The 11,760-nt window shown below is 45.4% G+C and carries 13 protein-coding genes; 4 read left to right on the top strand and 9 right to left on the bottom strand.

Going from position 1 to position 11,760, the window contains the following annotated elements; genetic code table 11:
- Positions 1-731: 731 nt before the first annotated feature.
- The 4 genes from H8K32_RS19690 (at position 732) to H8K32_RS19675 (ending at position 2,637) form a co-directional block, all read left to right on the top strand.
- Positions 732-1,361: a replication/maintenance protein RepL gene (locus tag H8K32_RS19690; RefSeq protein ID WP_343068095.1), complete on the top strand. Its 630-nt coding sequence runs from the start codon at positions 732-734 to the stop codon at positions 1,359-1,361.
- Positions 1,362-1,451: 90 nt separating this feature from the next.
- Positions 1,452-1,643, top strand: a complete 192-nt coding sequence (locus H8K32_RS19685; RefSeq protein WP_186914296.1) for a hypothetical protein — start codon at positions 1,452-1,454, stop codon at positions 1,641-1,643.
- A 3-nt stretch (positions 1,644-1,646) separates the two neighbouring features.
- Positions 1,647-1,814: a hypothetical protein gene (locus H8K32_RS19680; RefSeq protein ID WP_186914294.1), complete on the top strand. Its 168-nt coding sequence runs from the start codon at positions 1,647-1,649 to the stop codon at positions 1,812-1,814.
- Positions 1,815-1,992: 178 nt separating this feature from the next.
- Positions 1,993-2,637 carry an Abi family protein gene (locus H8K32_RS19675; protein ID WP_186914292.1) on the top strand — a complete coding sequence of 215 codons (645 nt, stop codon included), beginning with the start codon at positions 1,993-1,995 and terminating at the stop codon, positions 2,635-2,637.
- Between the two features lie 37 nt (positions 2,638-2,674).
- Here the strand turns inward: H8K32_RS19675 and H8K32_RS19670 are convergent, their stop codons facing one another.
- From H8K32_RS19670 to parA, 9 genes are all read right to left on the bottom strand, one after another.
- Positions 2,675-2,926 carry a hypothetical protein gene (locus H8K32_RS19670; protein WP_186914290.1) on the bottom strand — a complete coding sequence of 84 codons (252 nt, stop codon included), beginning with the start codon at positions 2,924-2,926 and terminating at the stop codon, positions 2,675-2,677.
- 39 nt (positions 2,927-2,965) lie between these two features.
- Positions 2,966-6,022 carry a MobF family relaxase gene (gene mobF / locus H8K32_RS19665; protein ID WP_186914288.1) on the bottom strand — a complete coding sequence of 1,019 codons (3,057 nt, stop codon included), beginning with the start codon at positions 6,020-6,022 and terminating at the stop codon, positions 2,966-2,968.
- The gene (locus H8K32_RS19660; RefSeq protein WP_186914286.1) at positions 6,012-7,844 is read right to left on the bottom strand and encodes a type IV secretion system DNA-binding domain-containing protein; all 1,833 of its coding nucleotides are present in this window, start codon (positions 7,842-7,844) and stop codon (positions 6,012-6,014) included. Before H8K32_RS19660 ends, mobF begins: the two co-directional genes overlap by 11 nt.
- On the bottom strand, positions 7,845-8,237 hold the full coding sequence (locus tag H8K32_RS19655) for a ribbon-helix-helix domain-containing protein (protein WP_186914284.1): 393 nt from the start codon (positions 8,235-8,237) through the stop codon (positions 7,845-7,847).
- A 205-nt stretch (positions 8,238-8,442) separates the two neighbouring features.
- Positions 8,443-9,495: a hypothetical protein gene (locus H8K32_RS19650; RefSeq protein WP_186914282.1), complete on the bottom strand. Its 1,053-nt coding sequence runs from the start codon at positions 9,493-9,495 to the stop codon at positions 8,443-8,445.
- A 12-nt stretch (positions 9,496-9,507) separates the two neighbouring features.
- Positions 9,508-10,374: a hypothetical protein gene (locus tag H8K32_RS19645; protein ID WP_186914280.1), complete on the bottom strand. Its 867-nt coding sequence runs from the start codon at positions 10,372-10,374 to the stop codon at positions 9,508-9,510.
- A gap of 13 nt (positions 10,375-10,387) precedes the next feature.
- Positions 10,388-10,702, bottom strand: coding sequence for a hypothetical protein (locus H8K32_RS19640; RefSeq protein ID WP_186914278.1), 315 nt, complete (start codon positions 10,700-10,702; stop codon positions 10,388-10,390).
- Between the two features lie 87 nt (positions 10,703-10,789).
- Complete coding sequence (locus H8K32_RS19635; RefSeq protein ID WP_186914276.1) at positions 10,790-10,990, bottom strand: chromosome partitioning protein ParB; 201 nt, start codon at positions 10,988-10,990, stop codon at positions 10,790-10,792.
- A gap of 18 nt (positions 10,991-11,008) precedes the next feature.
- Positions 11,009-11,641: a ParA family partition ATPase gene (parA, locus tag H8K32_RS19630; RefSeq protein WP_186914274.1), complete on the bottom strand. Its 633-nt coding sequence runs from the start codon at positions 11,639-11,641 to the stop codon at positions 11,009-11,011.
- Positions 11,642-11,760 lie beyond the last annotated feature (119 nt).

Here is an 11,760-nt window from a genome sequence, read left to right as displayed (position 1 = left end):
TTCGCCATACTCACCCCCTCATTTGATAAGTTGATAAAAAACTCAATTACTCATAAGAGTATATAAGTTTTATTTCATAGTCAATATTGATACATGTGCAACACCACCCCCCTCAAAAAAAAAAAAACTGCGCTTCGCGCAGGGGCTAAAAGCAAAACCACGGCAGAAACACACGAAATGTTCGCGCGCACGTATACAAATTGCTACCACTGACGCCCTCCGGTTGTCTCCGGTCAAATTTGCTGCGCAAATCGCTACGCGCCCCGCTTTCGCGGGGTTGATCCGGGAGGTTTACTGCGCGCTTCGCTTGCCTAACCCCATTAAAAAAAAGCCTAACCCCCAAAACCGAGCTGCAACGCCTTTCCCCCTGGAAGCCGCGCCAGAGGCGCAGGGGGTGGGGGGAGCCGCCAAAAGCGGGGGGAGGGCGCAGCCCTGCCACGGGGGTTCGAGTCCGGCACGAAGGCGAAGCCGAAGTGAGAGAGGGGGTGCAACCCCCTGCGGATTTCATTCGGCGCGCTCCAGCGCCGGATTCTTTGTTTTAAATGGGGTCAACAAGCGCGAAGCGCGTTCCCCCCCGCTTGCGGGGGCTATTAAAGAGACTTCTCGACTGACCGTATTACATAGAGAGAGAAGGAAATGCCGGAAACCCTTGCTGGGCTTATATGGTCGAGACAGATTTGGGCTGTCGAAAGACAACTTTGTACTGTTGAAAGACAAAAAAATGTTGATTTATGTCTTTCGCGAGAATACACTATGTCCTGTTAAAGACAATTACAAGGCGAAAAATGTCCGTCAACTTACGCAAACTAGCCTATTCTCCGACTATAAACCCACTAGTTGAGCCACAGGAAATACGATCAAAGAGACGTTATGTCCGATCTGGTAGATCTGATGAACTAATAAATTCTTCGACAGGTGAAATTATGGGGGTGTCTGCCATTCATCATATTGAAGAAAAAGATGATGCTGAATTTGTGAAGGTATTCGCTGCTGGTGTTGCTGCCTCCTACGATCTGACAAAGACCGCTCAACGAGTTTTTCAAGTTGTCTTGGATCAGTATCAGAGAACTCCGATGAATCGTGGTTTTGCTGACTATGTAAATTTGTTCTGGTTTGGTGAGGGTGTTGAAGGTAGGGACGTAGGAATGTCTGAAAAAACGTTTCAACGCGGACTTAAAGAGCTACTAGAAAAACGCTTCATTTACCCAAAGGGTCCTACCGCATTTTGGACTAATCCTGCCCTGTTTTTCAAAGGTGATCGGGTTATGTTCATCAAAGAATACCGACGACGTGTAAGTAGTGACGATCAAAAGAAACGTGAGGAGCTGGAGAACGCTGGCCAACAACGACTGACCGAATAATTATCGATTGCCAGGTAACTGTAGTTGCCTGTATTAAAAACTGGTGGCCGGTGATATTATTGCCATTAAATACACTTATGAGGACATCGCATGGACAATGCAGGCAAATATTCCCACGCACTTACCGCTGTTCTGTACGCAGCTCGCAAGGCAGGTTGCGATCTTGACAGTATTCTAAATACCGTCAAGCAGGACATCATCAGTAATAGTCTGCGGCCTAATCCGCTGGATCAGACAGCCGTTATCGCCGCTGTAGCTGAGGCGATCCGAGACATCGGCTAAAGAATGACTAAGATGCATCGAGACAAGCATCAGAGAACAGCCTACGCGCTGCGTCGCCTGAGTGTGGCGGTAGACAGAGTGATCGTAGCAAAAACTCCGGAAGACAAGCAACGCGCTATGGCCTGGGCGAAGGCTTGGGGCATTCTGGGGCAGTTCCCATCTCGAAATTAGGCAGCCTGAAGCAAAAAACCCGCCTAAGAGCGGGTTTTTTTTAATCTGGGTGACCCCGTAGAACGGGGTCAAAAACTAACCTAGTGTTATCACCAGTATGGTGGCTGGGAGAGAACGTAGCCTAGGGCTGCATACACAGTATATCATCGTGAACCCAAATGATCAAAAAAGATGTGCAATGAACTGGAATGATCTCGAAAAACACTTTTCCTCTGCCCGACTTGGCCGCTATCGCGCCTCATGCGGCGGCGATGAAGCAAAGGCAGCTACGGCCTACGTGAATAATATGCTTCTGTCTGAAGCCATGATGCCTATGCTTAACGTTCTGGAAATTGCACTCAAGAATGGCATCCATCGCCAACTGTCCACGCTGTATCGGCGAGCCGACTGGTGGGAGGCGTGGGCAGGAAATCCAGCGTTTGCATGGCAGACCAAGGAAGTGGTCAGCGCGAAGGCCAAACTACAACGCCGAGAAGAAACCGCCACTACGGACAAGATTGTGGCAGAGCTGACCTTCGGTTTTTGGAGTTCACTATTCAACGGCAGCTTTCAGTCTGTGCTTTGGAAAGACCTACGCCTGGTCTTTCCTCGCTGCCCCAAGCACCAGCGACAGCGCCACGCTATTTCATCGGCCTTGAACCAGGTACGCGACTTGCGGAACCGAGTATTTCACCATGAACAGCTATTGTGGCTTACTCCCTCCCTGCTTGATTTGCACACGAAAGGAACGGAAGTCATTGGCTGGCTTGATCCTAAACTGGTGCCTTGGCTCGCACGATATGATCGCCTTCCTGCCAGTTGGGATGCCTTCCAGCCAGTCTAAGCAACCCGTAGCCGCCAGAAAACGGCGGCTCGACGTGTCACGATTCTGCGTTTTTCTCATCAGCTAAAAGTTTGGCCTTGTTGTCTTTTAAAAGCTCCCTTAGCTTTTCCGGCTTCACATCATACAGTTCAAGTTCAGCCAAGATTTTAAAAAATTCTTCCCGTATCTTACTCAACCGTTTTTCTTCTGCTTTCCGCTCTGCGGCTTCTATAGTCCGCAGTTTGGCTTGCATTTTTTTTATCTTATCCTGCAAAAGTTGTTTCTGCGATTCTGTTTCTTTAGTAGCCATGTTGACCGTTCCTTTTTAAAAATAAATTAGACTAAACAATTACATAGAAAGCTCTATGCCTTGCTCTCTCTCCCGCACTCTTTCCTGCACTTTTCCTTTTGCTGCCTCTAGTGTTTTTTCTGGTGTTTTTTCTGGTGTTTTTTCGTTTGTCCTTTCATTGTTATTTTGTTTTACTTCCTTGTAATCACTGTATTTCGCAGGTGAAAATCTAAGCTGTTCTGCGAATACGTTGTTAGCAAATTCGTTCCGCTGTACCATTGACCGATCACCTTCTAATCTTGGCTGTAGCGTTCTCTCTTTATCGACTCTCCGCACTTTTGTAGCAACTGTCTTGCTCACTTCTTTCTCAGCCTGTTTCGACGCCTTGTCCATATCCTGCGTGTAGGTAACGGTTTTTAACCGCGCCCTGGTGTTGTTCACCATACTTTCACGCTGGCCATGCATCCCACTATCGACGTTATGATGTATCAAAGTTCGATCAACAGTCGCGCCCTGCGACTTATGGCTGGTCATAACATAGCCATGGTCAATATGTTTGTAGTTCCGCAAATCGATTTCTTTTTGTTTGCCGTTGATATCAACCGTCATGATGAGATCATCGATCTTTACAAAGGTGCCGATAGTTCCGTTTTTTACTGCCCCTGAATTCTGAGTAAACGCCACTTTATCGCCAGCGGAAAACTCTCTTTGTTGTTCCACATACGCTTGCATGTTGACCGCGCTGGCTGCTTTTATTTCGTAGTCTTTACCTTCTTTTGTGACCGTTATCGTGTTCGCCCTGGTGTTGATTTGTTTGACTTTCATATGGGCGACCTCGCCTCGTTTCGAGGTTTGTATAAGAACGTCGCCGCCCTGGTAACTGGACGCCTCCGATCGCTGTGCCGTTGTGAGGTCTTTTACCTTCAAGGTATTAATCACCTTCCCCGCTGAAAGATTCCCCTGCGCTTTCAGTTCGTCTCGTATCTGATTGTTGATCGCAACGCGATCAGCATTAGTGCCAGTGATGACCGCCGTTTTGTTTCTGTCTTCAGGGCTCAGGGCGGCGTAATCTTTTGCAAGCGTCCGGATTGACGCGAGATTGTCTTGCCTACTCGCTTGCTTTAATTCTTCTTTGCGCTGTGCCGTTTGAGACTTCGTTAGCGTGTCACCTTGGTTAGCAGATATTTGCTCCCATTTGTTGTTAGCGATGGTACGTGCGTTACTAAATTCCTTGGCGGTCATTCTGATGGCCTCGGCATGGTTTCCAGCGATGATTGATTGCACTGGAGCCTTTGCCTCTGCCGTTTTTTGTCGTGTGATATCGACCAGGTAGGAAACCTGCATCTTCCCGTTGCTAATGGCTCTCTCGTAGGCGGCGCCCGCCGCGACGCTCTGGTGTTGATCTTGATCGCCAGCAAAGACCATCTTTGCCCCGGCATGTTGCGTTGCTGCGATGGTGGAATTGAAATCTTTCTGACCGCTCATCGATGCTTCATCATTGATGTAAAGCGTCTTTGCGATACCTTGCGGCTCCGTGTTGGTCTTTGAATACTCAGACAAAAACGAAGCAACAGTAGATGATTTAATGCCGCTCTCTTTTTGTAAAGTCTCTGCCTGGCTTGCGCCGTTCGACATGCCTTGCACCGTCCACCCCTTGCTCTCGGCCGCCTCGCGGACGAATTCCAGCATGGTCGTTTTTCCAGTACCAGGACTACCTTGTATTGCGCTGAATTGATCTCCGGAAGTTAGAATGTTGTACGCTGCATTTCTCTGTTCGTCTTTTAATCTAAATTCCTGGCCGTTTCCAATCTCTCTGCTTTTTCTATCTTCAAAAGCAGTAAGAGCGGCTTCAAACTCTTTTTTGTTCATGACGCTAATGTGAGCATCAGTGCCGGCGCTGATCTGCTTATCAGCCCATTGCTCGCCAGCTATCGCGGCTTGAGTCGTGAACCTGGCACCGCTCCTATCATTGGTTCGCTGTACGAGTTCCCCTGACTCCCTTTGCTTCTCGATCTCCGCCAACAGATTTTGACTGCTGACTCTTCCACTCGACTGGAGCATCGTTTCTTTCACCAGGTCTTTTTTGGAAAATTCTTGCTCACGCTCAGCCCAACTCGCAATCGCGTTACTCACGATACCTTTTGCAGAATCGATGCCTATTTCCTGCGTTTTTCGCTCGGCGGGTGCAATGCCTAACTCGCTGGCCTCGCGCTGCCAGCGGCCTCGATGTGGCTCGGCGCTTTCGCTGTGACCTGCCTCCTTCTCAACCCGCGTTGCTAAATTTGCGACCTGGCGTGCTTCATGGCTGGCTTGTTCTTTATTGCTCCCGCGCTCACGCAAAGCGGCATCAATCTCTTCGCTTCGTTTGCTAAACTCCTTGAGTTTTTCTTTGCCATATCCGGAAATCTCAAATTCGCCCCGTCCGTCATAGTTAAGCTCGTAGCCAAGCGCTTGCAGTCCGCTTGCCAGTTCGTTCTTGTAGACAGCATCGGCGGTCGTCCGGTGGTCGTATAACTTTTCATTCGACAGACTTCTTGCTTTACCGTCTCCGTCATAGGTGAGATTAGCGATTAGTACGTGGGTATGGGTCTGTGGATCTCCAGCGCGACTGGTGGCATGTTGAAAGGTCGCATAGGTGAGATTGTCCGATTGCACTGTGGTCGCAATACCGTTTTCCTTCACTCGGTACTGAGCGGCATTGGCCTCCAGATAGTCCATAGACGCCCGTACAGCCTTTTCGTGCGCGTCCCTAACATCTTGCCTACCCCAGACTTCAGACTCCATAGAGACGCTTTTAGGCGGTGCAAACGTGAAATCTACCCCAGCTCGATGCTCAATGGCTTTTTCACCCGTTACCTGGTCAATTTTGGTACGCCCGAGCTGGACTGTCTTTTCCTCTTGCTGTCCGTTCGCCCCTTCGCTGACTTCCCGAACCTTTCCAAGCAGTATATTTGTGAGATCCGCTTCCTTGACCTCTCCGGATACACCCGCGTGCTCTGCGCCCTTCCCGCCCCACTGCGAGGGCGAATTTTCGCCAGCGTAGTATTCGACAGATGCCTGAGCCGTCATGTATTTTGAGGCACCGACCGCGCTGCTAATTTCGCTCTTAGAGATCATATTTCATCGATATGGTTTGGTTTTCTTCGGTCGGCATTTCACTCACTTCATTACATTCAGTTGCAGAGTTTGCGGACTCCCGCAAAGTCGCCAGTAAGTCAGGCATTTGTTTATTTTGATAAGCCTCAGCAACTTTAACGTCTGGCGTGTTTGGGATAACCACCTTCGCCAACGGATAATTTCCTGCAATTTTTAAAAACGCGGTACGGTCAGGAAGTGTTTGAATGACCGATGCCATTGCCAGGTGAATTTCTGTTCTTTTGCGCTGAAGCTGGCTGCTGTCTCTGTCGCTTTCAACGCCGAAATGAGCACCTTCGCTGGCTTCGTCAATCGCCTTTTTTCCCAAAGTGTCTGCCAATCTTGCTGCCGTTTCTCCATCCTCGCTTCGGAAAATAGCCTTGGTTTGACAATTTGCCAAAAGAACCCGACGAAGCTCAGCGCCCCAAACTTCATCAATCTGCGCATCAGTCTGAAACCCTAAAAGAATCGAAACACCGAATTTTCGCGCTTCCGTCAAGCCAGTTTCAACAGCTTTTAATTTTGGAAGACTCGCCAGTTCATCAATTGCGAAAATGATGCGATTGTAATTAATCGGTCTTTGGCTCATTGCTGCCAGCATCGCTATTTCTAACCATGCAGCGGCAAATGGCTTAATTGCGACATGCTGCGTCGGATGGCTAAGAATAAAAAGCCATGCCTTATCGTCAGACTTAACGAAGTCAGAAATTGAAAAGTTGGTGCTGGTTTCATTAAAATACTTGAAAAATCGGATCGCTGGCTGTGTGATAAGTGAAAACCTGACACCTTCCGAGGTCTTGACGTTCTCAGGATTCAACGCACCAGCCGAAGGCAACTGATATTTACGTGCAAGCTCAAATATTCGCTCCAACGTCATTGTATTGATTACCCGCGTCAACTCTGCCATTGATTTCTCAAAGCCAGGTTCAATTTGAATGAATTTCAAAATATCTTCAAAAAGTATGCGAGCGCCTTCTTTGAACTCAGGATGAGCTTCGCCTTTTTTCTCTTGAATGAAATAGTTAGACATCGTTGAATAGTCCAATTCTTCTTTCAAATCGGAAAATATCGACCAGTTGGCGCACCGAGCATCAAACGGATTAAGAATGATATCCCCCCGTGCTGGATTATAGTAACGTTCAACATAATCGCCGGTTCGATCATAAACAACAGCTTTCATGTTCGGTCTAGCACTATCCAAGAATCGAAATATCGCTCTTGATTTTCCTGTGCCTGGATTCCCTATAAATGCGAAATTTCTTTGCAGTAGTGCATCTGGGATTGGTACTGAGCCGATTTCAAACCCGCCTTTTGATTTCTCTCTCGTAAGATTTGATAATTCTTCAGATTCGACTAATTTCTGTCCTTCAATGAATTTATCTTCTGCCTCAAAAAGACCACGCTTGATTTGATACTTAGTGAGTTTAATAACAGATACGACACCAATTCCCATTGAAAGCAATACACCGAGTAATAGCAATATTTTGAATTTCCCTGCTCCACCTTCTAGTATTTCTTTTGCGTGAGAAGCTTCAAATGTCCGTTTTCCGTCCGGCAGATCGATTGTGACATTTCGATGCATTCCAAGACTTTTTATTATTGATGCCTCGTAATAAGTCTTCAATATTTGCCGCTGCATGGAATTAGTAATCAGCATGACGTATATCGAAAATGACAGCATTGTGATGCTAATACAAATTATCGCCAAGCGTCTAACTCCAGCAAAAAGCATTTGTACCTGGTGCCAAATCGTATCACTGCCTCGCGTGAAATTATCAGATGTAGATTTTTTATTAATAGCCATTTATTCACCGAATCTTTCTACAAGTATCTTTGCCAACATTCGATTTGCTGTGGATTTAATATCAGGCAGCGAATTCATCATTTTTTCTTTGAGAGCATCATTGCCGGACTCAAGTAGAAATATCGTACTGATATAAGAATGTTGATACTGTGCTTCCGCCACAACGAGCAACCTCTCTAATTTTTGCTCAACACGTTCAATTCGCTCCAACACACAATTTCTGTCAATACCGAGTTCTAGCAAGCTTCTCATCGCCTCGCTTCGATTGTCAAATTTGTCTTTTACAAGCTCATCAATATTATCTAAAAGATCATTCGGCAGACGGGTTGTTATTACCTTTGACTCACTCATTTTGTATTCTCCTGAAAGCGTTACTACATAACGGTTTTGCATTAAAAATGCCTTATAGTGTAATACGTTTTATGCAAAAAGTGTATTACGCTAAAACCGTTTGCTGGCGTTGGTTTTGAGGCTTTTCTACTGCTCACCGTAGGTGCGTCATGTGTGCCTCTTTCTTTTATAAGGTCAACAAAGTTGACCGACCCTCTACCCGCTGTCACACCCAGTTAATTGACCTGGAAAATCCAGGTCAATTAACTCACTCTGCTTTCACGCTGCCTTTTGCGTTTTCGTCAGTTCCAACAGTACCGCTTCTCTTGATAGCTCTGTCAATTTTGCTTGAAAGTTCAAGCGAGCTTGCTAACTCACTTTCGACAAGTTGACCATCAATATAACCGTTACCAAAAACCGGCTGACCACCAATTTTGAATGTCCAACCAGCCATTTGACCGTTATACTCTTTTGTACCAACAACCCAACTTGTGCCGCGTCCTGTCACTCCGTCTATGGTGAGCGGTTCTTTCATATCATCATTCGCTTGGCTTTTCGCTTGTGCAAAAATTTGATATAGCGTTTCGTTCGACATTTTGTTTAAAGCAACGACAAAATCATTTCTAAATTCTGTCGGATTTTTATGCACTGTCGGCATTATGCGACTAATCTCAGAAGTGAACAAATTTGCAAATCTGATTCGTCGCATTGATATGATAATCCATCTTTCCTGGGCATCATTTCTGTTCAAGCCTTCAATGTCCGGCCATCCGGTACTCGGTTGAACAGACCAATTAAATAATTGCAATGTCCAGTACCTTAAAAGGAAATCATGTCCGGCTTGCACATTTCCGTCATTCACATATTTTTGTGCTTTTTCATCCAGCGGTAAAAACCAATCATCGATTTTGTTTGGAAGCTTAATCAGTTTTGTGATTTCGCGCATTCCGGTGTTATCGGAAAAAGCAGTTTGGTCAAATGGATTTTTTGTATATCCCCATTCGATTAAGCGATCACGTATATCTCCACTCGCGTCAAAACCCGCTTTGTGTTTTTTTACTTCATCATCTGAAAATTTCGGAAAATACGTTTCGTATTCACTTTGTGTTTTCTGTGCCGCGTCAATAAGCGCTGTTAATAATTGTTGCTTTCTGGTCGTTCTTTGCACTTTTCCGGCAGTTTGGCTGTCAGTGCTGGATTGACTAAACTCGCCTTTAAATCCGGTATTTTGAACTGATTCAGTTGATACCGATGCTTGTTTAGAACAACCTGAAATTAATAGCGTCATTAAAACCGCGTAGCTTAAAATTTTTACTTTCATGCTTAGATATCCTTATTTCAATACTACCAAGGTATCAATTTTTAGAGCGTAGTATTTGCCGCCAATATATCCGCCTCCATACACAGGAACCTTATCTTTTAGCAAAGTTGAGCTTCCGTCTTCTTTCACTTGATAATGCGAATTTCCAAAGCTCCAAGATTCGGCGTCATCACTGGATATCTTTACGGTCAGACCTTCTTGTAATTGAGCAGCAACTGTTTTATTGGCTTCTGACGCTATCTTCGTAAGCCTGTCCTTTGGTATTTCTACAAAAGCAGCTACAAAGTCCTTCATGAAGTCCATTTGATTTTTGTAGGTGCTATTAAGTTTGTGTGCAATTTCTATCGATAGCAAATTTGCGAATTCGATATTTCTTGTTAAACGTGCATAGTGCTGTAATTGAGAATTTGAGATATTTATCTGCTGGTATTCACTCCAGTTATTTTCCGGATTAGACACTTCTCTTAATATTTGCAGTGCTACGAGACGTAACATTAAATCGTTTCTGTCGGCATCTGTGCCTTGAATAGCTTTCGCCATCTTTGCGTTAAACGGTGCAAATACGTCTGGCACTCCGACAGACACTTTCAAGTGCTGAATGTGTTCTTTCAATTTTGCATCGTCAGCGCTTCCGATAACAAAACCCTTTTTGGTTCGCGTATCTTGATATTTCCAGTCGTGCAGACTCAGAGTAGGCGATAACAGTCTGACCTCTTCAATTCTTCCCCCGTAATTGGCCTCAAACTGCTCTTCCAGGCTATTTGCGGCTTGGTTGATCGTGGTATCTAGTGTCATTGCAACTGGTGACTTGGTTCCTTCTGCTTGTGCATTAAGGCCACACAAAATACAGCCAATAGTCAAAATTTTTGCTAATTTCATATTGCTCTCCTTGTCATTTCATGATGTTGCCGATGGTTTCTTTCAGTTCTTTGTCGTCCGCTTGTTTCTGTACCTGGACGACTTCACTCTGCTTACGTCGAGCTTCAAAACGCTTGCACTCGTCTTCCTCCTTGCCTTCTAACTTTTTCAGCTTGTCGGAATTTTCATTCCACTTTTCCGCGAAACTCCGGTCAAACTGAGCCTGTTGGCAGCGCATATCTGCTTGAGCTTCGAGCTGGGCATTAGTGACATGCTCGCTTTGATTCAGATACAAATAGACTGCTAACAAACCAAGGACTGAAGCTATGCCAACTCCTACAGGATTCATAATTATTTCCTCATTGAATTGCGGTAGTGCGTAATTATTATACTCTTTTACTCAAGAGAGTAAATACTCAAATGAATAAAAAAGTAATTACTCATCAGGTAAAGATGCAATAGCATTCCTTATGAATTGTGTAATTGATAACTTGTGCTTGGCGCAGTGAATTTTCAATTTTTCGCGCTCGGCTTCCGTAACTTCAGCGTTCACTCTCACGAATTCCTTATCATCGCTCATATCAATTTTCTTGGATGATGCTGTTGGTCGTCCTGCTGCTAGTCCTAATTTCGACATACTTATTTACTCCTTTACTCAAATGATAAATTCTTTAATCTCGTTTTTTAACACGTCAAATTCTTGTGCTGCATCTCCTGTCGGGTCTGTATCAAAAACTGTTTTTCCGGTCGCTGCTGTTCCTGGATAGATTACGCGCTGATAAATCCTCGATTTCAAAACTGGCAGTCCGTATCCCTCAAGAGCTTCGCCAACCTCGTTGCCCAGTTTGGTATGGGCAATCGCCCTGGATATGACAAATGCTGCTTTCAATTTCCCGTCAGTGACTTCGATTCTTTGTTTAACCAGGTCAACTAAATCCGCCGTTGCCCAGATGTCATACGGCGACGGTTGCACAGGTATCAGAATAAAATTTGCTGCCTTTATCGCGCTTACTGCGAGATCTGCGGCTTGCGGTGCGCCATCGATTACAACAAAATCGGTTGCGGCCAAGCTTTTTAAATCACGTTCGATAGTTGGTCGATCAATTCCAACAACTGACACCGGCTGTAATTCATGGGCTGCTGACCAGTCACGCGCAGAGCCTTGCGGGTCGCTATCAATCAAAATGACACTGTTACCATCTAACTGAATTGCCCTCGCCAGGTGCGTTGCAATTGTCGTTTTACCTGAGCCACCTTTTTGATTTAAGACTGCGATTACCTTCGCCATACTCACCCCCTCATTTGATAAGTTGATAAAAAACTCAATTACTCATAAGAGTATATAAGTTTTATTTCATAGTCAATATTGATACATGTGCAACACCACCCCCCTCAAAAAAAAAAAAA

Source organism: Cognatundibacterium jejuense (genome assembly GCF_014284255.1).
GTDB classification, from domain to species: domain Bacteria; phylum Pseudomonadota; class Gammaproteobacteria; order Burkholderiales; family Burkholderiaceae_D; genus Undibacterium; species Undibacterium jejuense.
Note: the sequence above shows the minus strand (reverse complement) of the source record. Positions and strands in the feature narration are given on the sequence as shown.